The following is a 21,708-nucleotide window of genomic DNA, read 5'->3' as shown; positions in this document are numbered from 1 at the left end:
TAGATGCCTCAACGCCATGTCATCAATGCATCCGTCAGCCCCAAAGGCAGCCTGGAGACGCTGTCGCAACGTGAAGTCCAGCAACTGAGTGAAGTCGGTACCGGCAGCCTCTACACTTTGTTCCGCCAGTGCGCCCTGGCCATTCTCAACACCGGCGCCCATGTCGACAACGCCAAGACCATTCTTGAGGCGTACAAGGACTTCGAAGTCCGCATCCACCAGCAAGACCGCGGCGTGCGCCTGGAGCTGCTGAACGCTCCAGCCGACGCCTTCGTCGATGGCGAAATGATCGCCAGCACCCGCGAAATGCTGTTCAGCGCCCTGCGGGACATCGTCTACACCGAAAGCGAGCTGGCCAGCCAGCGCATCGACCTGGAAAGCTCCCAGGGCATTACCGACTATGTCTTCCACCTGCTGCGCAACGCCCGCACCCTGCGCCCTGGCGTGGAGCCGAAGATGGTGGTGTGCTGGGGTGGCCACTCGATCAGCAGCGAGGAGTACCAGTACACCAAGAAGGTCGGCCACGAACTGGGCCTGCGCAAACTGGACATCTGCACCGGCTGCGGCCCGGGCGTGATGAAGGGCCCGATGAAGGGCGCGACCATTGCCCATGCCAAGCAACGCATGCACGGCAGCCGCTACCTGGGCCTGACCGAGCCGGGCATCATCGCCGCCGAGGCGCCGAACCCGATCGTCAACGAGCTGGTGATCCTGCCGGACATCGAGAAGCGCCTGGAAGCGTTCGTCCGCGTCGGCCACGGCATCATCATCTTCCCCGGCGGCGCCGGCACTGCCGAGGAATTCCTCTACCTGCTCGGCATCCTCATGCACCCCGACAACCAGGACCTGCCCTTCCCGGTGGTGCTCACCGGGCCGCGCAGTGCCGAACCCTTCCTGCAGCAGCTGCATGCCTTCGTCGGTGCCACCCTTGGCGAGGCCGCGCAACGCCACTACCAGATCATCATCGATGACCCGGCCGAAGTGGCCCGGCACATGGTCGAGGGGCTCAAGGAGGTCAAGCAGTTCCGCCGCGAGCGCAATGACGCCTTCCACTTCAACTGGCTGCTGAGGATCGACGGTGGCTTCCAGCACCCGTTCGACCCGACCCACGCCAACATGGCCGAACTGGCCCTGCGCCGTGACCTGCCAGCCCACGAGCTGGCGGCCAATCTGCGCCGGGCGTTTTCCGGGATCGTCGCAGGCAACGTGAAAGACAAAGGGATCCGACTGATCGAGGAGCACGGGCCGTATCAGATCCGCGGTGATGCGGCGGTACTGGAACCGTTGGGGCGCCTGTTGCAGGCGTTTGTCGACCAGCACCGGATGAAGCTGCCAGGTGGCGCTGCTTATGTACCTTGCTATCAGGTCGTGACCTGAGATAGCCGGGGCTGCGTTGCAGCCCCTGCTATTTCACAGAACCGACCAGAGTCCGATCCACTAGGCGAATGCTGTCACGCCCGCCCCGCTTGGACTGGTACAACGCCACATCCCCCTGCTCGATCAACGCCGCCAGGCTGGCCGGCGGCTGGTCGAACAGGTTGGCGCCGATGCTCAAGGTCACCGCCTGCGGGGTCGGCATCGCCTCCCTGGCAAACTGCTGGAACTGGTCGCGCAGCTGGCTGCCCAGTGCCACCACCTTCTCGCTGCTGGCAGCATTGAGCAGGATGACGAACTCATCGCCGCCCAGTCTTGCCGCCAATGAACGCTCCGGCAACACCGCACGAATCATCTCGCTCAAGGCAATCAGCAGGCGGTCACCCGCCGCATGGCCATGCAGGTCATTGACCAGCTTGAAGTTGTCGATGTCGATCAGCAGCAACGCCCCCGGCTGGGCCGGGCTGACCGCCTTGAACAGCTGCGTCGCCCGCACTTCCAGGGCCCGACGGTTGTACAACGCCGTCAGCGGATCGCGGGCAGCCAGCCGGGCGATGCGTTCTTCACGGCGATAGCGCTCGGTGCCGGTCATCGACAGCGCGATCAGCATGATCGCCATCGCCCCTTCGACCAGCGAAACCTGGATGATCAGGCCACCGAAGGTTGCGAGGTCGATCAACGTGCCCGGTATCACCGCCACCGCCGCCTTGGCTACATAGAACAGGCCATGGATCAACAGCACGTAACGCAGCTGCACCGCACCCACGCTCAGCGACTTGCCATGCGGGCGCAGCAGGTAGCTGGCCTTGAGCGTAAGCAACGCCACCAGCAGCGAGTTGACCATCAGCATCAGTTTCGACCACTGCGGCCCCACGGGCAGGAGCAACAAGCCGAACCAGATCAGCACGATCAGCAGCCAGCCCCGCGACAGCCGGGCCTGGGTGAAACGCACCACACCCAGCAGAAAGAACGCGTGGGCAACCACCAACAAGCCATTGGCGAACCAGATACCGATCAGCAGAAGGCCGATCCCGCGCAACAATGCCAGGGTCGAACCGACGGTGATCGTGGCGAAACCGGCACTCCAGAACAGCAACGACGATTCGCGGACACTGCGCCACTCGATCGCCAGGTACAGCGCAGCCGCAGCGGCCAGGGCGATGGTGATCGTCAGCATCGTGGGAGGATCAAGCGCCATATACGGTTTGGCCTGTCTGGTTAACGTGGAAAAGGCCGATTGTATGCGCTTGGCATGACTTTTCAGAGGGGCGAACGGTCACGCTGCATGCAAATGAGTGTATCCGTTCAAGGTACGACACGCCCGGTGGCCTTCCCGGCCTCCATCAAACGCACCAACGCCTGGTTTTCCACCGGTTTGCTGAGCAGGAAACCCTGCACCTCGTGGCATTGGTCATCGCTGAGCAGCGCCAGCTGTTGCGGGGTCTCGACACCTTCGGCAGTGACGGTCATGCCCATGGCATTGCCCAGGTTGATGATGGCCTGTACCACGCTGCGGTCACTGTCGCTCTTGCCCAGCGACTGCACGAAACGCTTGTCGATCTTGATGCTGTCGAACGGGTAGGTACGCAGGTAGCCGAGCGACGAATAGCCAGTGCCGAAATCGTCCATGTTCAGGCGCACGCCCAGTTCCTTGAGCGCATTCATGGTATGTAGTGCGCCCTCGACGTCGTTGAGCATGACGTTTTCGGTGATTTCCAGCTCCAGGCGGTGCGCTGGCAGGCCGGTGTGCTTGAGCGCCTCCGCCACGTCACGTACCACATCGCTACGGCGAAACTGCGCCGGCGACATGTTCACCGAGACCAGCACTTCAAGCGGCCAGCTGCGCGCACGGCTGCAGGCCTCGTGCAGCACCCAGCTGCCCAGTTGCACGATCAGGTCCGACTCTTCGGCCAACGGGATGAAACGGTCCGGGTAGAGCAGCCCCAGGCGCGGGTGGTGCCAGCGCACCAGCGCCTCGACGGACGCCACCGTGTTGCCATCGACCTTGAAGCGTGGCTGATAATGCAACACCAACTCGCCACGCGGGATGCCCGCGCGCAGTTCGCCTTCGAGCGTGCGTTTTTCCAGCAGCGCCGCGTTCATCTGCGTCGAGAAATAGCGCCAGGTGTTTTTGCCGGCCTGCTTGGCGCTATAGAGGGCGACGTCGGCATAGCGGATCAGGTCGCCGGGGGTGCCGGGGTACTCTGCCGAGAGCACCACGCCCAGGCTCGCCCCGACCTGCACCGCATGCCCCCCCAGCGTGATCGGCCGACGCAAGGTGTCGATCAGCCGCGCACAGAAGCGGTCCATTTCCTCTCGCTGACCAGGCCGCACCAGCACGACAATGAATTCGTCCCCACCCAGGCGCGCCACCAGGTCACTGTCACGGGTCACCTCGCCGAGGCGCCGGGCTACCTCGATCAGCACCGTATCGCCAGCCGGGTGGCCGAGGCTGTCATTGATCGGCTTGAAGTTGTCCAGGTCGAGCATCAGCACGGCCACGGGCACGGGCTGGTCCTGCTCGAGAAAACGGAACAGTTTGTTGCGATTGGGCAGGCCGGTAAGCGCATCGTGCAAGGAAAGGTGCTGGATCTGGGCGTGAGCAGCCACTTCGTCGGTAATATCGCTGCAGGTACCACGGAAGCCTTTGCAGATGCCCTGCTCGATGATCGCCCGCGCCGCAATGCGGCACTCGCGCTGCTGGCCCAGGCGGTCGCGGTACTGGCAGCGCAGGCTGGCGGTCGATTCGGTGGCTGCCAGGTTGTGCAGCCAGGTCTCGACAGGGCTGGTGTCGCAGGCCAGCAGTTGCGTGAGGGGGCGCTGCAGCCATTGCTCGACAGGGTGGCCGGTCAGCTCGGCGAACCGTGCGGAGAGGTAGGTCAGGTGCTGCTGGGCATCGGTTTCCCAGATCCAGTCCGAGGCCGCCTCGGCGACGGCCTTGAAACGCGCCTCGCTGGTTTCCAGGGCATTCTTGGAGGCCGCCAGCTGGCGGTGGCTGCGGTCGATACGGGCGCTGGCGCGGATGGCATAGCGGGTGAGCAATGCCGTCAGCAGGCCAAACACCAACAATACCAGGCTCAAGGGTGCGACCACCGTGCGCAACAACGTGGTGCCGGGGCGCTCGATTTCCCATGTCAGGGCCTGCCCGCTGCCTTCCAGCGGCAAGTACCCCTGGCCCGTTTGCGGGACTTCGCTTGCGGTGGTGGCGAAACCACTCAAACCGACCGTCTTGGCCAGTTCTGCGAGCATGACCGCGTCCAGTGCACGTACGAACACCAGCACCGCGCTCGGCGCCGGAACGTGGTGCGGTGTCGAGGGGGAGCGAATGACGGCAGCAGAAAACAATGCAGGTTGGCCGGCGAACATGATAAACCCGGACGCGGCCTGATCCTGCTTGACCGCGGCACGCGCCAATTGCACGACCCTGCTGCCGCTGGCACTGAAATCGTCAAACGTGCGGGTGCTGAGTTGGCCTTTGATCACCGCATAGTGGGTACCGTCATCGTCGAGTACAAACACGCCCTCGTAGCCATTGTCGCTATAAAGGGTCTGGCCGACATTATCCTCGTCATACGCCCAATGGCTGTCCACGGGCCCTGCCAGGTGATCGTAAGCGGCCTGCCAGAAGGCGTAGCTGAGCAGGTAGGCACGCTCGTTTTTCTGTAGTTGCTCAAGGGAAGACTGCGTGTGAAAACTGCTTTGGCTACGTTCGCGCTCATCGAGTGACTGGGCGATCCGGTACAGCGAGACCATGCCCAGCACCAACGCCACCAGCAACAGCGCCGAGAAGGCCAGGACCAGCTGTCGGACCACGAGACTGCGCGGCGAGCCATTGCCAACAAGTGATTCCATTCGCAGTGCCTTTTACCAGGGTTCGTCAAAGTGGACCCCGACCGATTGGCATGGATCGATCCAGCTGACGACTGGCGGCCTACAACACCCTTTTGATCAACGGCTCCAGCCGGCTATAGCGCAGGCGGCGGAGGAATTTGCGCACTTCCTTGGGATGCTCGGCTTTCTCGCCCAACTCATCCACCGTGCCGATCTGCGGCGCATGCCGGCGAATACCCTCCAGCTCCACCGCCCGCGGCACCAGCCACTGCCCGTGCGGGTCATCGATCAGCAGCCCGTTCTCCAGGTCCAGGTTGAACCCGCGTGGGTTGAGGTTGTTGCCGGTCAGCAGCGAATAGCGCTGGTCGACCCACACCCCCTTGGCATGGAAGGTGTGGCCCGGGTCGTTCCAGATCCGTATCAGCAACTGGCCGCTGGCAATCGCGGCCTGACGGCGCCGGGCAAAGGCACGCAGGTTGTCTTCGTACAGGTACGGCAAGGCGCCACTGGCACTGAACGGCTCGCCCGGGGCGATATAGAAGTCATTGGCGGTGCGGTGGCCAACGATCAGCTCGATGCGCACGCCCCTGCCCAGTGCATGGTCGATCTCGCGCATCACCACCCGTGGCGGGTTGAAATACGGCGTGCTGATGATGATCTGCGCACGTGCCGCCGCCAGTAGCATGCACAGCGTGCGGTTGAGCGGGTTGCCACGGCCGACGCCCAGCAGCGGGATGACCCGCAGCCCCTGCCCCGCCGTGGCGGGCGGTGCGTCATAGGCCATACGCCGCAAGCGCGCACGCAGGCGCCGGATATCGCCGCGCAGGCTGCGGGTTGCAGGGGCAGCAGGCAGGTCCAGACGCGGCGTCGCGGTGTGGTGCAACAAGCGTCGAACCAGGCCGACCATGGCATCGGCCAGGGCCGGCGACTGGAACAGGTGGTAACGGTCGAGCCGGTAGCGGTCGAACCGGTGGAGATAGACGTTATTGAGGCTGGCGCCGGTGTAGATCACGCAATCGTCGATCACGCTGCCCTTCAGGTGCAGCACGCCGAACAGCTCGCGGGTCTGCACCGGCACACCGTGAATCACCACATCCAGACCGCGCAACTGGCGCTGGGCCTGATACCAGGCAGCATTGCCCGGCTGGCGCCCGGCCCCCAGCAGGCCACGGCGGGCACGGAACCAGTCGACCACGATGACGATCTCCAGGCCCGGCCGCTGGGCCTTGGCCTGGTACAGGGCATCGAGCACCTCCTGGCCGGCCTCGTCCTCCTGCAGGTACAAGGCAACGATCACGATTCGCCGGGTTGCCGTGGCGATGCGTTCAAGCAGGCAGGTGCGGTAGGCCGCGGCATCCGGCAACACCTGGATCGCCTCGGGGGCGATGGCGAAGCCTGGCAACGCCGCCAGCATGGAGTCAGGGTTCAAATGGAGTCACCTTTGGTCTGCAATCAGGTCCGTGCTGCCGGACACGTTTATTGTTCAGCGCACCGCCGCGTCACGCCGAAAACCTTAACGTGAGGAACCGCCCATGGCAATGCAGCCAGCCAAGCACATGTGCGTTGCCTACAATGTTGCTGATTGCCGCTGATTCTTCAGGAGCCACCATGGACGATTCCAGCCAGGGCAAGCCCCCAACCTTCTGGCAGATGCTGCAAAGCGTTCTCGCCGCCGCCTTCGGCGTGCAGAGCGGCAAGAACCGCGCCCGCGACTTCACCCACGGCAAGGCCAGCCACTTCATCGTGCTGGGCACGCTGTTCACCCTGGTGTTCATCGCCGTGCTGATTGGCCTGGTGCAACTGGCGCTGCACCTCACTGCGCGCTGAGCACGCTGGAACAAAACGCAAACGCCTGCGGGATTTCCTCCTGCAGGCGCTCGGGTTGCAACACGGTCTTGAGTTCAAGTCACTGGTGGCTGACCCAATACACGGCAGTGACCACCACCAGGACGATCAGGCAGAGGATCGCCCAGGCATCGACGCTGCTGTCAGCTTTGCGGACCTTGGTAGAATTTCCCATTGCATTGCCTCTTGTAGTGGTTATGGGAATGCACTTCACCACCAGCAGTTAAGACGAGCTATGCCCTTCACTCAAGCAAGGTCTTTCAATAGTCGACGGGTGACGTGAGAAACGGGTACTGGTAACTCGGCGGCTGCCCTTGGGCGCTGTAATGCTGGAAATCGACACCGTAGTCGTCGCGTTCCAACAGCTTCAGCCAACGCCGTGCCTTGGCCTGGTCGATCGACTGCAGCACGGGCAGCACGTGCTCCTGCTTACCGTCGCGGTTGACCTGCAGGCCCTGGGCATCGTCGTGCAGCAGCACCATGGCCCAGCCCCCCAGCGTGGTGTGCCCACCCATCAGCACGCCCAGGCGCCCATCGATACGGGCGCGCAAGGCTTGCGGTGAACTGTTGACGGCGGCAAACACCACGTCGCGTCCAGGCTTGCGCCCGGCTTCCTCGAACGCCTGCATGGCACCGAAGGCCATCTGGTCGTTGGCTGCCCACACCAGCCGGGTCTGCGGATATCGCTGCAATAACTGTTTGGCTTGCTCGTAGGCGCGCTCGCGGTTCCAGCCGCCATACACCACCTGGCGCAGGCGCACCTGGGGAAAGTCGGCCAACGCCTGACGCATGCCTTCTTCGCGCAATTGCGAAGCCGGGGTGGTCTTGACCCCGGCAAAGGCCACCAGGTCGATCGGCTCATTGTCTCGGGGCAACAACGCGACCATCTCGTGCAGCATGCGAAAGCCTGCCTGCTGATCGTTGGCGGTCAAGGTACCGAGCACCTGCCCATATCTGTCGGGCTGCGCCTGGATGCTCCGTGCCTGGGTGGCGGTGAGGCCGTTGTTGACCAGGAACAGCTTGACCCCGGTGCCACGTGACAGGCGAATGATCTCAGGCGCCAGGTACTGTTCGTTGACCAGCACCAGGTAGTCCGGCCGCTGCGGGCCATCGAGCGTCGCCCGGGCCTGGCTCATCGCCAGCGCGGCATCGCGCTCGCTGTACTCGACCCGCAGGGTCATGCCCAGCTCATCGGCGGCGGCCTGCATGAAACGCGAGTAATTGACCCAGAACGTCTCGTCGGAGTGGCCAGGATTCAGAAAGACCACCGAAGCGGCCTGAGCGGAAGCTGCCAAAGGCAGGCTCAGGCACAAGCTTTGGCAAAGCGCCTTGAGCATGCGGATACACCCTTTGAAACAAACCATTGAGTATAAACCCGTCGTCCGATGGGGTAACAAATGCCAGTCAGTCTCACTTAGTTCGTTTGGTTCTTTTCATATGCAAAAACATCACTTTAGCGCATAAACCCAACCTGCTATCGTTCCCCGGCTCCGAACCGGAGTGCGCGGCCGTGCGCGCGAATAGCTGCATGCAGCCTGAGACAGGACTTTTATGTACGTATACGACGAGTACGATCAGCGGATCATCGAGGACCGCGTCAAGCAGTTCCGTGATCAGACCCGCCGCTACCTGGCCGGTGAGCTGAGCGAAGAAGAATTCCGCCCTCTGCGCCTGCAGAACGGCCTCTACATCCAACGTTTCGCGCCGATGCTGCGCGTCGCCGTGCCGTACGGCCAGCTGAACGCCAAGCAGGTTCGCACCCTGGCCAAGATCGCCCGCGACTACGACAAGGGCTACGCCCACATTTCCACCCGCCAGAACGTGCAGTTCAACTGGCCAGCGCTGGAAGACATCCCGGATATTCTCGCCGAACTGGCCACCGTGCAGATGCACGCGATCCAGACCAGCGGCAACTGCCTGCGCAACACCACCACCGACCAGTTCGCCGGTGTTGCTGCGGATGAAATCGTCGACCCGCGCCCCTGGTGCGAAATCGTCCGCCAGTGGACCACCTTCCACCCGGAATTCGCTTACCTGCCGCGCAAGTTCAAGATTGCCATCAACGGCTCGAAAGAAGACCGCGCCGCCATCGAAGTGCACGACATCGGCCTGGAGCCGGTGCGCAACGCCGCGGGCGAGCTGGGCTTCCGCGTGCTGGTCGGTGGTGGCCTGGGCCGTACCCCGGTGGTCGGTTCGTTCATCAACGAGTTCCTGCCGTGGCAGGACCTGATCAGCTACCTCGATGCCATCCTGCGCGTGTACAACCGTTACGGTCGTCGTGACAACAAGTACAAGGCGCGGATCAAGATCCTGGTCAAGGCGCTGACCCCGGAAGTGTTCGCCGAGAAGGTCGAGGCCGAAATGGCCTACCTGCGTGGCGGCAGCACTACCCTGACCGAGGAAGAAGTCCAGCGCGTCTCGCGCCACTTCGTCGACCCGGATTACCTGCCCCTCGACAACGTCGACTACAGCGCCCAGGATGCCGAGTTCCCGGGCTTCGCCCGCTGGCGCTCGCGTAACACCCGCGCCCACAAGCGCCCTGGCTACGTGGCCGTGACCCTGTCGCTGAAGCCGACCGGCGTTGCCCCGGGCGACCTGACCGACAAGCAGCTGGACGCCGTGGCCGACCTCGCCGAGCGCTACAGCTTCGGCTTCCTGCGCACCTCCCACGAGCAGAACATCATCCTCGCCGACGTCGAGCAGCGCCAACTGCACGCGCTGTGGATGGAGCTGCGCGAAAACGGCTTCGCCACACCGAACATCGGCCTGCTGACCGACATCATCTGCTGCCCGGGCGGGGACTACTGCTCGCTGGCCAACGCCAAGTCGATCCCGATCGCCGAATCGATCCAGCGCCGTTTCGACGACCTGGACTACCTGTTCGACATCGGCGAGATCGACCTGAACATCTCTGGCTGCATGAACGCCTGCGGCCACCACCACGTCGGCCACATCGGCATCCTCGGGGTGGACAAGAAGGGCGAGGAGTTCTACCAGGTATCGCTGGGCGGCAACGCCGCGCGCGACGCGAGCCTTGGCAAGATCCTCGGCCCATCCTTCGCCCAGGAAGACATGGCCGATGTGATCGAGAAGCTGATCGCCGTGTACGTCGAGCAACGTACCGAGGAAGAGCGTTTCATCGACACCTACCAGCGTATCGGCATCGACCCCTTCAAGGAACGCGTCTATGCAGCGAATCATTAAGAACAACCAGATCGTCGACGAAACCTGGCACCTGCTGCCCAAGGACACCTCGCTCGACGAGCTGACCAACTGCGACGACTACATCGTCCCGCTGCAGTTGTGGCGCGACCACGCCCACGTGCTCAAGGCCCGCGACGGCGGCCTGGGCGTGTGGCTGGACAGCGACCAAGAAGCGGAAGAAATCGGCGAGGACGTGCAGCACTTCCAGGTCATCGCCCTGAACTTCCCGGCCTTCACCGACGGGCGCAGCTATTCCAACGCGCGCCTGCTGCGTGACCGCTATGGTTTCAAGGGCGAGCTGCGCGCCATCGGCGACGTGCTGCGCGACCAACTGTTCTTCATGGCCCGCTGCGGCTTCGACGCATTTGCCCTGCGTGCCGACAAGGACCCGGAAGACGCCCTGCAAAGCCTGAAGGATTTCTCGGTGACCTACCAGGGCGCCACCGACGAGCCGCTGCCGCTGTTCCGCCGCCGCTGATCGTCAGCCGCAGTGCCCTACGGCCCGCCTTGGCGGGCCGTTTCATTTGCGCAATTGCCTTTGCCAAGATCACAAGCATGCTGCCTATTCGTGACTACCAGTCAAATGACCTTGGCCTTGCCCAGCCTTAATCAATCGCCCGCAAACCCGCACACTGCTACCCATTCGAGATCGACCGAAGCCGAGCAACCAGGCTCGGCGCGGTCAACTTTCTACTCACCTGGAGCAGATTCATGAGCATTCCATCCTTCGGCCTCGGCACTTTCCGCCTCACCGGCCAAGCCGTCATCGATTCGGTCAAGTCGGCCCTGGAACTGGGCTACCGGGTCATCGACACGGCGCAGATCTACAAGAACGAAGCTGACGTCGGCCAGGCCATCGCCGAAAGCGGCGTACCACGCAGCGAGTTGTTCATCACCACCAAGATCTGGGTTGAAAACTACGCCGCCGACAAGCTGATCCCCAGCCTGCGCGACAGCCTGGAGAAACTGCGCACCAACTATGTCGACCTGTTGCTGATCCACTGGCCGGCCCCAGGCAACGGCGTTGAACTGGCCGAATACATGGAAGCCTTGGCCGAAGCCAAGACGTTGGGCCTGACCCGTCAGATCGGCGTGTCCAACTTCAACATCGAGCTGACCCGCCAGGCCATCGCCGTGGTCGGCAAAGGCGAAATCGCCACCAACCAGATCGAGCTCAGCCCGTACCTGCAAAACAGCAAGCTGACCGCGTTCCTCAAGGAACAAGGCATCACCGTCACTTCGTACATGACCCTGGCCTACGGCAAGGTGCTGAAAGACCCGGTACTGGCCGAGATCGCCGACAAGCACAAGGCCACCGTCGCCCAGGTTGCGCTGGCCTGGGCCCTGCAGCTCGGTTACGCGGTCATCCCGTCTTCGACCAAGCGCGAAAACCTGGCCAGCAACCTGCTCGCCCGCGACCTGCACCTGGATGACGAGGACATGACCCGTATCGCCAAGCTCGAGCGCAATGCCCGCGAAGTCAGCCCTGAAGGCCTGGCGCCGATCTGGGACTGATGCCATGACTGTTGCCGAATACCGATTGCAGCACGTTCATCAAACCGCGCAGGAGCCTGCACTATGAAAGCCGGACGTGTCCTGTTCGCCCTGGCCATCGGTGCCTTTGGCATCGGCACCACCGAATTCACGCCAATGGGCCTGCTACCGGTGATCGCCCAGGGCGTGGACGTCAGCATCCCCAGCGCTGGCATGCTGATTACCGCCTATGCCATCGGCGTCATGGTCGGTGCGCCGATCATGACATTGCTGTTCAGCCGCTTCGGCAAACGCGCGGCGCTGATGGCATTGATGGCGATTTTCACCCTGGGCAACCTGCTCTCGGCGCTGTCGCCAGACTATTACACCCTGCTCGCCTCACGCCTGGTCACCAGCCTCAACCATGGCGCTTTCTTCGGCCTGGGCGCCGTGGTGGCCGCCAGTGTCGTGCCTAAGGAAAAACAGGCCAGCGCCGTGGCAACCATGTTCATGGGCCTGACCATCGCCAACATCGGCGGTGTGCCGGCGGCCACCTGGGTTGGCCAACAGGTCGGCTGGCGCATGGCCTTCGCTGGCACTGCGGTGCTTGGCCTGCTGGCCATGGCGGCCCTGTGGTATGCCCTGCCCAAGGGTGAGCGTGGCAGCGTGCCGCATGTGCGCAAGGAACTGGCAGTGATTGCCCGCCCCAGCGTGCTGCTGGCAATGGCCACCACGGTGCTGGGGGCTGGCGCCATGTTCACCTTGTATACCTACGTGGCACCGGTGCTGGCGGAACTGACCGGCGCCTCGGACAGCTTCGTCACCCTTGGCCTGGTGCTGATCGGCGTTGGCTTCACCTTGGGCAACAGCCTGGGTGGGCGCCTGGCCGACTGGTCGCTGGACGGCTCGGCGCGAATCTTCCTCGGCGTGCTGGCGGTGATCATGCTGTCGATGCCGCTGGTTCTGGGCAGCCATATCGGTGCCGCCATCGCTTTGCTGGTGTGGGGCATGTTCACCTTTGCCGTGGTGCCGCCACTGCAGATGCGGGTGATGATCGCCGCCATCGAGGCACCTGGGCTGGCGTCGTCGATCAACGTCGGTGCGTTCAATCTGGGTAACGCGCTTGGCGCAGCCTTGGGCGGCGCGGTAATCAGCCTGAACCTCGGCTATGCCGCAGTGCCGATGGCGGGTGGCGTGCTGGCGGCTGCCGGGTTGCTGCTGGTATGGCTCGGTGGGCGCAGCAAGGCTGCGGATAAAACCCTGGGCACCGCCTGACCTCATGGATAGCGCCGCACCTGAGAGAGCGGCGCTACCTGTCAGAATCTCAACCCCACGTTGATCATCCCCGCAGCCCCTCCCAGCACCACGAACTCGGCCCCCACCGGCCCCCAATGCACGCCGAACGACGGAATGATCACCGGCGCAACGCCGAAGTGGTTCAACGGGATCTTGTCGTCATATTCGCCCTTGTAGCCCTCGATCAGGCCGGCGCTCAGCTTGGCATACACGGGATAGCGCTCGTGCTCCCAGACCTTGCCCAGGTAGGCGTAGTAAGAGCGCTGGTAGAACGAGTTCTTGAAGGTCGCCGCGCCCCATAGCAGGCCGTCGGTGTAGATACGCTCGATGCCGATCAATTCCTGGTGGTTGTTGTGTTCCGGGTCGTGGGTCCAGTGCCTGGTATAGGCGCTGGTCTGCACATACCAATAATCCCCCTCGCGCTCGCCTTCTTCGGCAATTGCGGCCAGACTCACTGCCAGCAGCCCGACCGCTGCAATTGACGTCCTGTTCATGCTCGATGCCTCGCTGGACAATCCAGTGACACTAGCCGGGCCGGCCCGAACGCGCCATACGAAAAGTCCAGGGAGGAATGATGCCGATACGCCGTTTGCTGGTGGCTGTGGTACTCGTGGTAGTGGCCCTGCTGGCCGCTGCGCTGTTCGCCCTGCGGATCACCGTGATTGCCGATTTCCAGCTGGAGCCGTGGCACACCTACGTGCCGGATGAGATGCCAGCCAGCGACATCGACCACGCCAGCTGGGGCGATTATCTCGCTGCCGAACAACGTGTATTCAACCAGGTCAACCGGGAGATGCGCGAGCAACTGGCCAGCGAGCAGCCATCCGCCTACAACCGCTACATGGCCAGCAGCCGGGTGTTCCCGGGTAATCTCAGCCATGACTGGAACCGTTCCTACATCGCCGAACCCAGGCAGACCGCCAAGGGCGCGGTGGTGCTGCTGCACGGCTTGACCGACTCGCCTTACAGCCTGCGCCACTTCGCCCGGCACTTTCAGGCGCTGGGCTATGTGGTGGTCGCCCCGCGCTTGCCTGGGCATGGCACGGTCCCGGCCGGCCTCACTGCAGCCCACTGGGAAGACTGGATGGCCACTACCCGCCTGGCCGTTCGCGAAGCTACCCGCCGCGCGCCCGCAGGCACCCCGCTGTACATCGTCGGGTTCTCCAATGGCGGCGCACTGGCCGTCAAATACAGCCTCGACACCCTGCAGGACGCGCATCTGGCCAGGCCTGCCCACCTGGTGCTGATCTCACCCATGATTGGCGTCAGCCGCTTTGCCCGCTTTGCCGGCATCGCTGGTCTGCCCGCACTGTTCCCGGCGTTCGCCAAGGCCGCCTGGCTGAGCGTGCTGCCCGAATTCAACCCGTTCAAGTACAACTCGTTCCCGGTCAATGCCGCGCGCCAGTCCTACGAGCTGACCGAAGCCGTGCGCCAGCAGCTGGCCGCTGAAGCCCGCAAACCGCAACGCCTGGCCACGCTGCCAGCGGTTCTCACCTATCAATCACTGGTCGATGGCACGGTCAGCACTGAAGCCATCCAGACCGACCTGTACGACCGCCTGCCCGCCAATGGCAGTGAGCTGGTGGTGTTCGATACCAATGCTTCGCTGGGTATCGACGAGATGCTCAGGCCGTCGGTGGCGGCCCTGCGTGACAGGATGTTCGCCCCTCGGGCCCGCCCCTATGCACGCACCTTGATAGCAACCCGAGGGCCGGGCAATGCGCAGCTCAAGTCGACACGCTTCGCGGCCCAGGCAACCACGGCTAGCGAACACATGCTGGATGCGCAGTATCCGCCCAGCCTGATCTCGCTGTCCCATGTGGCACTGCCCTTCCCCATCGACGATCCGCTGTATGGGCAGCAGCCTGGTGGCCAGGAAAATTACGGGGTGAACCTGGGCAGTTTGAACATGCGCGGGGAACGCGGGGCGTTGATCGTGGATGCGGGAAGCTTTTCGCGGGCCACTTCGAATCCGTTCTTCAGGGTGATGCTGGAGGGGATAGATGAAAGATTGCAGTTGCGCTGAAGCGGCCAGCGGCCGAATTGGGCAATGAATCAGAATTGGACTACACGTCATGGCGAAATCAGCTAAGCGCCTTCGTGCCACACTCAGGCACGACCTTTTATCAGGACCGCCAAGATGCCATCCTTTGATGCCTTTTTACCGTGCCAGCGCTATGATGCCCCCTATGCACACAATCTGTTTCAGGTTGTCTGGAGGTATCTACCCATGGCTGCAAAAGCCAAGCAAGCCACTGAAACCGAGCTCGACGCACTGGAGCAGTTGATTCCCGACTGCGCCGCTGAAGCGACGCATTCCGCTTATCTGCGGGCGTTGCAAGTGAGCCGGCACGGCGTACTGCGCACGGATGATGGCCACCTCGTGCGGGTTGCTGCTGACGGCTCCAGAACGGTCGTGGCCAAGGCCAAACCCCGGCGCAAAGTCAATATTGGCGAGAAGATCAGCGTAAGGAAGGTCAGCGAGAATCCGACCCAGTGAAGGCTCGCAGGCTTCGGGTATTCGCCGGCCCCAATGGATCTGGCAAAAGTACGATAAAGGCTGACTTGCCGGCAGCCCTCACGCGAATTTTCGTGAATGCCGATGAATTGGAGAGAGAAGCCAAGGCCACTGGCTTTATCGACCTGGCAGCCTTTGAAATCGAAGCCAGCCTGGCTGAGCTGGTTCTATTTCACACCGATCACTACCTGATACGGCAGAAGCAACTGACTGATGAAGCCAGAATGCTGGGGCTGCACGGCTCGAGCGTCGACTATCGGCAGATCAAGGTGAATTCCTATTTCGCCTCCGTTTTGTCTGACTTCATTCGGCACCGCTTGCTCGATGAGGGTGTCAGCTTCAGTTTCGAAACTGTCATGTCGCACCCCAGCAAGGTCGAGTTCATGCGCAGTGCCCAAGCGCGGGGCTACCGTACTTACCTTTACTTCGTCTCGACTGAAAACCCTGAAATCAATATCGACCGGGTACATATTCGAGTGCAGGAAGGTGGGCATCCAGTCAGACCAGATCTGGTCAGAGAACGCTACGCACGGGCATTGGACTTGCTGCCGGACGCTATCGCAGTCAGCAATCGCGCCTACGTGTTCGACAACTCAGGTGAGTGTGCTGTATGGCTGGCGGAGATTACTGAAGGCACCGAGCTTGAGTACCGGGCTGAACAGATTCCTGACTGGTTCTTCGATGCGTACGTCGACGAAGTCGAGCCCTGAAAACTGGCAAAGGCGAGGAAGGCGTGTCACCGTTCCGCCGCGTGCAGGGCGGGGCCGAGCAGCCGGTGCTGATAGAGGCGGATGTCCGAATCGCGACAGTGAGTGCCTGTTCGGCGTGAGACAGGCATTGCCCGGCTGGATAACCTTCGTCGGGCAATGCCTTGCCATCATTCGAAAAAGAGCCTCGCCCATGACGACTCCTGCCGCCACCTTGGCCCCACCCAGCGCCGCCGACCAACCCCAGGGCTTTCTGGTCCGCATCGTCGGTGCCGCCGCCTTCGCCCACCTGCTCAACGACCTGATCCAAGCCGTGCTGCCGTCGATCTACCCGATGCTCAAGAGCGACTTCTCGCTGAGCTTCGCCCAGATCGGCTGGATCGCCCTGATCTACCAGGTCACCGCCTCGCTGCTGCAGCCGTGGGTCGGCCTGTACACCGACAAGCGCCCCATGCCTTACCTGCTGCCCACCGGCATGCTGTTCACCCTGGTGGGTATCGCGCTGCTCGCCTTCGCCGACAGCTACGCGATGTTGCTGTTCGCCGCTGCCGTGGTGGGTATCGGCTCGGCGACCTTCCATCCCGAAGCCTCACGGGTGGCGCGCATGGCCTCCGGCGGGCGCTTCGGCACCGCACAGTCCACCTTCCAGGTCGGCGGCAACACCGGTTCCGCCATTGGCCCGCTGTTGACCGCCGCCATCGTCATCCCCCACGGTCAGCCTGCCATCGCCTGGTTCATGCTGGCGGCCGCCCTGGCGATCTTCGTGCTGCTGCGCGTCACTGGCTGGACCATCCGCCACGGCCAGTCCCAGCTCAAGGGCCTGGCCGGGCAACAGGCACCGGGGTTGTCCACGGGCGCCATGTGGCGCGCAGTGGGCGTGATCGCCGTGCTGATGTTCGCCAAGTTCGTCTACATCGCGTCGTTCACCAACTACTTCACCTTCTACCTGATCGAACACTTCGGCCTGAGCGTGCAGCAAAGCCAGTTGTACCTGTTCGTGTTCCTTGCTGCCGTGGCCCTGGGCACCTTTGCCGGCGGGCCGGTGGGCGACCGTATCGGGCGCAAGGCGGTGATATGGATCTCGTTCCTCGGTGTAGCCCCGTTCGCCCTCGCCCTGCCCTATGCCAACCTGGCCTGGACTGCCGTGCTGGCGGTTGCCATCGGCCTGGTGATGTCATCGGCCTTCGCCGCACTGGTGGTGTACGCGCAGGAGGCAGTGCCTGGCCGCGTCGGCATGGTCTCGGGTGTGATGTTCGGCCTGATGTTCGGCATCAGCGGCATCGGCGCTGCAGGCCTCGGCGAACTGGCCGATCTGCATGGCATCGAGTGGGTCTACCAGGTGATCTCGTTCCTGCCGCTGCTGGGCTTGGCCACCGCGCTGCTGCCGGCCACCCGCTCTAAAGCACGGCCTGCCCGCTGCTGCTAAGATGGCCGCGCCTGTTGGACTGGACACGATCATGGTCAAACCCCAGCACGAACTGCTGATGGAGGTCGATGAATGGACCTGGGAGGTGGGCAGCCGGGCAACCGACTACCCGCCAGACTGGTACATCGCCCCTCATTCGCACGCCAAGCACCAACTGATCTACGCCATCAAGGGGCTGATGCTGGTCGAGTCCGAGGCCGAGCGCTGGACTGTGCCACCCAGCCGCGGCATCTGGATGCCCAGCGGCCAGGTGCACGCCATCCGCTGCGTCGGTGACGTGAAGATGCGCAGCGTGTTCGTGCGCCCTGATACAGCGCTCGAACTGCCGCTGCAAAGCAAGGCCATCAGCATCTCGCCGCTGCTCAGCGAGCTGATCAAGGCGTCGGTCGACTTTGCCGGCCCTTTTGTCGAGGACTCACGCGAAGCGCGGATCATGCGCCTGATCCTCGACGAAATCTGCGTGCTGCCGACCTTGCCGCTGAAGCTGTTGCAGCCCAGCGACAAACGCCTGCGCACGCTCTGCTCAGCCTTGCAGGCACGCCCCCACGACACGTCGACCCTCGCCGACTGGGGCGTGCACCTGGGCGTTGACGAGAAGACCATCCAGCGCCTGTTCCGCAAGGAAACCGGCATGACATTCGGCCAGTGGCGCCAACAGGCGCGCCTGATGCAGGCGCTGGAGCGCATCGCGTTGGGCGAACGCATCGTCGATGTCGCCGCCACGCTGGGCTATGACAGCCCCAGTGCGTTCGCCAGCATGTTCAAGCGCCAGTTCGGCATCACGCCCAGTCAGTTCTTCAAGTGACCGCCGCCAACTGCATGCCACCTGGCAATTGCTACATGAAGTTGCAGCCGAAGCGAAAACGCCTTGGCTGCGCTGGCCACGCTCATGGCGACGGCCGCCTGCCGAGAAACTCAGCAAACACGGGCATTTGGCAGACATCCAATGCACATGAATTGAAACAGCCCGCAGGCGGATTTGTAGGACGTTTCTTCCAGTCGCTGTAGGCAGAATCCCCGCATCGGCTCTTTCCTGTATGAAACCCCAGTTTCCGCAAGATTTTGTCACTGTTACGGTCCATTTTTCCTACAACGGCACGGACGCCAATGCCGCGAGAGAAACATGGATCAATACAACAAATCTGGACTGGCCTTGCAGAAAAACCTGCTCAATCTGCGTCGTGAACGGGATCGCTTGAGGGCCGCAGGCAAGCATCAGGACGCTGAACGACTGGCGCAGGAAATTTCGCGCATCGAAGCCGTGGTGGCTGCATTGCCTGCGGAGGCGAAACCGCCGACGTTGCAGTAGAAACGCAAACGGCCCTTGGCTGTATCAAGAAATGCACTGCGGTCGATCCTGATAATTAATTTGTGAGGGGGCTGGATCATCCCTACCGTATGACGCTACTCAAGCCTGGGAAACAAAGGCCCCCTCATGAACGACCGTGAGTTCATCAATGCCATCGACGCCGATGGGCTACCCCTGAACATCGCCGTGCGCGGCGGACGCATCAGCCACCTCGGCCCGCAGCGCGCCCACACCGCCGCCATTGAGACCATCGACCTGGAAGGCCTGCTGGTGCTGCCCGGCTTCGTTGACGGCCACATTCATCTGGACAAAAGTTTCGTCGGTGACCGCTGGCGCCCGCACCAGCCGGTCGCCAGCCTGCGCGAACGCCTGGCCGTGGAAAAACGCGAACTCGCCAGCGCTCCACCGATCATCGAACGCGCCGACGCGCTGATCCGCCAGGCCACCTCGTTCGGCACCCTGGCCATGCGCTGCCATGTCGACGTCGACGCCACTACTGGCCTGGCCAACTTGCGCGCCGTTCTTGAGGCCCGCGACAAGTGGAAAGACCTGATCGACATCGAGCTGGTGGCTTTCCCGCAAGCCGGTGTAGTGACCTGCCCTGGCACCGCCGAGGTGATGGAAGCCGCCGTGCGTGAAGGTATGCAGGTGGTCGGAGGCATCGACCCGACCACCCTGGACGGCGACGCCGAAGCCCAGCTTGATATCGTTTTCGGTATTGCCGACCGCCATGGCGTGAAGGTGGACATTCACCTGCACGAGCCGGGCGACAGCTGCATCGCCCAGCTCGAGCGTATCGCCGCCCATACCCAGGCACTGGGCATGCAAGGCCTGGTGGCGGTCAGCCATGCCTATGGCCTGGGTGATGTCAGTGACGCCGAGGTTGACCGCACTGCCGACGTGCTGGCCCTTGCCGGCGTTTCGATCATGACCAATGCCCCCGGTGACCACGCCTTCCCGCCTGTACTGCGCCTGCGCGCCGGTGGCGTGCGGGTGTTCACTGGCAACGACAATATCCAGGACGCCTGGTGGCCCTATGGCAACGGCGACATGCTGCAGCGGGCGATGCTGGTCAGTTACCGCTCCGGTTTCAATACCGACGAGGAACTGCGCATCGCGTTGGAAATGGCGACCGTGGCCAGCGCCGGGGTGATGGGCAAGCAGGATTACGGGTTGAAGGTGGGCAATGAAGCCAGCTTCATTCTGTTCAAGGCGCCGAATGCAGCAGCGGCGGTGGCGGCCGCCGTTCATGAACGGGTGATCGTGCGCCACGGCAGGTTCTGGGGTGGGCCTGCGCAGTTGCAGCTGAAGGCTGCGCAGTTCGCCACCGAACTGCGTCGCTAGCGGGGCCCCTGGCGAGGCGCGCTTACTGGATGTGCTTGAGTTTCTCGAGCATGGCGGCGCTGCCCTTGAGGTAACCGGTGACCTCGCCGTCTTCCCGTTTGAATTTGATGCCCATCACCTTGTTGTCCAGCTTGACCAGCTCGACCGATGCCCGGATGACTTCGTGGGGATGAGTAACCTGTGCAGGCGCCTTGCCGTTCTGGATGGAAACTTCGCTGACGGTCTGCTCGAACCTGTTGTGTTCGGCATCAAACGTCCAGGACGACTGCTGCACGATCTTCTGCATTGAGTTCTTTTCGCTGAGGATCAGGAAGTCGGTGGCCGAACCGTCTGCCCTGAGCAGCAACAACGACAGCACCTGGGACGTGCCATTATCGGCGTTGGAGTACCAGACGCCATACAGGTCGCTATTCAGGTACCTGGGCGCAGTGCTTGCCGGTGTACTGGGTGGGTTTGCTGTGCCGGGTGTGGAGCAGGCGCTGAGCATCAGCGAGGCCAGCAGTGCGATTGCTACGGTGAGGTACTTTCTCATTACATTCCTGGGGCTTTTCAGTATCCGATCAGCAGCGTCTGGCTGCGGTTGTCCCGTTTGAACACGCTCAACCTGCCGGCATCGACAAACGACGCTGCAACTCCAGCGCATTGGCGGTCGCTGCACCCGATGCAGTATTGTCGAAGATACACCAGGTACGCTGTCCGGCTGCGCAACTGCGTTGCAACTGTTCAGCCAAACCATTCAGGTACTCACCCGAATACTCGCTGTGATAGATCCGTGGTTCGCCGTGCAAGCGCCAATAGTTCAGGCCTGGCCATCCAGCCGGCGACGCGTCGGTGCCGAATCGCGCCGGGTTGGCCGCAACCTGAGCTACCTGCTGATCAATCAATAACGCTTGTGCGTCATGCCAGCTGCTGTGCCTCGGCTCCAAAGCCAGCGGGCCTTCATAGTGTTCACGGACTTTTTCGAAAAAGCGCCGCGCAACGGCGTGATCATAGGTCAGCGAAGGTGGTAGCTGTATCAACAGGCACCCCAGGCGGCTACCCAGTTGCCCACATTGGGCGAGGAATTCGGCAAGCGGGCTCTCGCAGCCCTGCAAGCGCAGCTCATGGGTGATCCTTTTGGGTACCTTCACGGCGAAGAGAAAACCTTCAGACACAGACGAAGCCCAGCGCGCGTAGGTTTCTGGCCGATGGGGCCGGTAGAACGAACTGTTGATTTCCACTGCGTTCAGCCGGGCAGCGTAGCGTTGCAGGTGGGACCCCGACTGTGGAAAGTGCTCGGCATAGCGACTTGGCAGGCTCCAACCCGCACACCCCAGGTGGATCATGCTGGTCCTCCCTGCTTACCCGTTACTGATAATGGAGCGGGATGAACACCAGCCCT

General features: G+C 62.8%; 20 protein-coding genes. 13 read left to right on the top strand and 7 right to left on the bottom strand.

The window, feature by feature from the left end; translation table 11 throughout:
- The first annotated feature begins 3 nt into the window (after positions 1 to 3).
- Positions 4 to 1,377, top strand: coding sequence for a nucleotide 5'-monophosphate nucleosidase PpnN (ppnN, locus tag ACQKPS_RS00985; RefSeq protein WP_254480513.1), 1,374 nt, complete (start codon positions 4 to 6; stop codon positions 1,375 to 1,377).
- Positions 1,378 to 1,405: 28 nt separating this feature from the next.
- On the opposite strand, the gene ACQKPS_RS00980 is transcribed toward ppnN, so the two are convergent.
- From ACQKPS_RS00980 to pssA, 3 genes are all read right to left on the bottom strand, one after another.
- Positions 1,406 to 2,572 carry a GGDEF domain-containing protein gene (locus ACQKPS_RS00980; protein ID WP_427602181.1) on the bottom strand — a complete coding sequence of 389 codons (1,167 nt, stop codon included), beginning with the start codon at positions 2,570 to 2,572 and terminating at the stop codon, positions 1,406 to 1,408.
- 107 nt (positions 2,573 to 2,679) lie between these two features.
- Positions 2,680 to 5,226 (bottom strand): bifunctional diguanylate cyclase/phosphodiesterase, encoded by a 2,547-nt coding sequence (locus ACQKPS_RS00975; RefSeq protein ID WP_427602179.1) that lies wholly within the window; start codon positions 5,224 to 5,226, stop codon positions 2,680 to 2,682.
- A gap of 79 nt (positions 5,227 to 5,305) precedes the next feature.
- Positions 5,306 to 6,634 (bottom strand): CDP-diacylglycerol--serine O-phosphatidyltransferase, encoded by a 1,329-nt coding sequence (gene pssA / locus ACQKPS_RS00970; RefSeq protein ID WP_427602176.1) that lies wholly within the window; start codon positions 6,632 to 6,634, stop codon positions 5,306 to 5,308.
- Between the two features lie 179 nt (positions 6,635 to 6,813).
- Between pssA and ACQKPS_RS00965 the strand changes: the two genes are divergently transcribed.
- Positions 6,814 to 7,032 (top strand): DUF2970 domain-containing protein, encoded by a 219-nt coding sequence (locus tag ACQKPS_RS00965; RefSeq protein WP_254480517.1) that lies wholly within the window; start codon positions 6,814 to 6,816, stop codon positions 7,030 to 7,032.
- 278 nt (positions 7,033 to 7,310) lie between these two features.
- Here the strand turns inward: ACQKPS_RS00965 and ACQKPS_RS00960 are convergent, their stop codons facing one another.
- Positions 7,311 to 8,387 (bottom strand): ABC transporter substrate-binding protein, encoded by a 1,077-nt coding sequence (locus tag ACQKPS_RS00960; RefSeq protein WP_254480518.1) that lies wholly within the window; start codon positions 8,385 to 8,387, stop codon positions 7,311 to 7,313.
- 214 nt (positions 8,388 to 8,601) lie between these two features.
- Here ACQKPS_RS00960 and ACQKPS_RS00955 point away from each other — a divergent pair, with 214 nt between their 5' ends.
- The 4 genes from ACQKPS_RS00955 (at position 8,602) to ACQKPS_RS00940 (ending at position 13,002) form a co-directional block, all read left to right on the top strand.
- Positions 8,602 to 10,254, top strand: coding sequence for a nitrite/sulfite reductase (locus ACQKPS_RS00955; protein WP_254480519.1), 1,653 nt, complete (start codon positions 8,602 to 8,604; stop codon positions 10,252 to 10,254).
- On the top strand, positions 10,238 to 10,732 hold the full coding sequence (locus ACQKPS_RS00950) for a DUF934 domain-containing protein (RefSeq protein WP_254480521.1): 495 nt from the start codon (positions 10,238 to 10,240) through the stop codon (positions 10,730 to 10,732). The genes ACQKPS_RS00955 and ACQKPS_RS00950 overlap by 17 nt, the downstream gene beginning before the upstream one ends.
- A gap of 233 nt (positions 10,733 to 10,965) precedes the next feature.
- Complete coding sequence (gene dkgB, locus ACQKPS_RS00945) at positions 10,966 to 11,769, top strand: 2,5-didehydrogluconate reductase DkgB (protein ID WP_427602173.1); 804 nt, start codon at positions 10,966 to 10,968, stop codon at positions 11,767 to 11,769.
- A gap of 63 nt (positions 11,770 to 11,832) precedes the next feature.
- The gene (locus tag ACQKPS_RS00940; RefSeq protein WP_313201244.1) at positions 11,833 to 13,002 is read left to right on the top strand and encodes an MFS transporter; all 1,170 of its coding nucleotides are present in this window, start codon (positions 11,833 to 11,835) and stop codon (positions 13,000 to 13,002) included.
- Between the two features lie 41 nt (positions 13,003 to 13,043).
- Here ACQKPS_RS00940 and ACQKPS_RS00935 read toward each other — a convergent pair whose 3' ends face one another.
- On the bottom strand, positions 13,044 to 13,517 hold the full coding sequence (locus tag ACQKPS_RS00935; protein ID WP_313201243.1) for a sn-glycerol-3-phosphate transporter: 474 nt from the start codon (positions 13,515 to 13,517) through the stop codon (positions 13,044 to 13,046).
- A gap of 80 nt (positions 13,518 to 13,597) precedes the next feature.
- Between ACQKPS_RS00935 and ACQKPS_RS00930 the strand changes: the two genes are divergently transcribed.
- The 7 genes from ACQKPS_RS00930 to ACQKPS_RS00900 all read left to right on the top strand — a co-directional run bounded on the left by ACQKPS_RS00930 (position 13,598) and on the right by ACQKPS_RS00900 (position 20,327).
- The gene (locus tag ACQKPS_RS00930; RefSeq protein WP_313201242.1) at positions 13,598 to 15,049 is read left to right on the top strand and encodes an alpha/beta hydrolase; all 1,452 of its coding nucleotides are present in this window, start codon (positions 13,598 to 13,600) and stop codon (positions 15,047 to 15,049) included.
- Between the two features lie 204 nt (positions 15,050 to 15,253).
- Positions 15,254 to 15,523, top strand: coding sequence for a hypothetical protein (locus ACQKPS_RS00925; protein WP_427602170.1), 270 nt, complete (start codon positions 15,254 to 15,256; stop codon positions 15,521 to 15,523).
- A complete protein-coding gene (locus tag ACQKPS_RS00920; protein ID WP_427602168.1) occupies positions 15,520 to 16,251 on the top strand; it encodes a zeta toxin family protein in 732 nt (243 codons plus the stop codon). Before ACQKPS_RS00925 ends, ACQKPS_RS00920 begins: the two co-directional genes overlap by 4 nt.
- Positions 16,252 to 16,441: 190 nt before the next feature.
- Complete coding sequence (locus ACQKPS_RS00915; RefSeq protein ID WP_427602166.1) at positions 16,442 to 17,674, top strand: MFS transporter; 1,233 nt, start codon at positions 16,442 to 16,444, stop codon at positions 17,672 to 17,674.
- A gap of 31 nt (positions 17,675 to 17,705) precedes the next feature.
- Positions 17,706 to 18,479, top strand: coding sequence for an AraC family transcriptional regulator (locus tag ACQKPS_RS00910; protein WP_254480533.1), 774 nt, complete (start codon positions 17,706 to 17,708; stop codon positions 18,477 to 18,479).
- A gap of 318 nt (positions 18,480 to 18,797) precedes the next feature.
- Positions 18,798 to 18,983 carry a hypothetical protein gene (locus ACQKPS_RS00905; RefSeq protein WP_313201238.1) on the top strand — a complete coding sequence of 62 codons (186 nt, stop codon included), beginning with the start codon at positions 18,798 to 18,800 and terminating at the stop codon, positions 18,981 to 18,983.
- Positions 18,984 to 19,109: 126 nt separating this feature from the next.
- On the top strand, positions 19,110 to 20,327 hold the full coding sequence (locus ACQKPS_RS00900; RefSeq protein ID WP_427602163.1) for an amidohydrolase family protein: 1,218 nt from the start codon (positions 19,110 to 19,112) through the stop codon (positions 20,325 to 20,327).
- Positions 20,328 to 20,349: 22 nt separating this feature from the next.
- Here the strand turns inward: ACQKPS_RS00900 and ACQKPS_RS00895 are convergent, their stop codons facing one another.
- Both ACQKPS_RS00895 and ACQKPS_RS00890 read right to left on the bottom strand, forming a co-directional pair.
- Positions 20,350 to 20,859 (bottom strand): hypothetical protein, encoded by a 510-nt coding sequence (locus ACQKPS_RS00895; RefSeq protein WP_427602162.1) that lies wholly within the window; start codon positions 20,857 to 20,859, stop codon positions 20,350 to 20,352.
- Between the two features lie 67 nt (positions 20,860 to 20,926).
- Positions 20,927 to 21,652 carry a DUF72 domain-containing protein gene (locus ACQKPS_RS00890; RefSeq protein ID WP_427602160.1) on the bottom strand — a complete coding sequence of 242 codons (726 nt, stop codon included), beginning with the start codon at positions 21,650 to 21,652 and terminating at the stop codon, positions 20,927 to 20,929.
- Positions 21,653 to 21,708 lie beyond the last annotated feature (56 nt).

This window comes from Pseudomonas sp. NPDC086566 (genome assembly GCF_050280885.1).
Taxonomy (GTDB): Bacteria; Pseudomonadota; Gammaproteobacteria; order Pseudomonadales; family Pseudomonadaceae; genus Aquipseudomonas; species Aquipseudomonas vlassakiae.
Note: the sequence above shows the minus strand (reverse complement) of the source record. Positions and strands in the feature narration are given on the sequence as shown.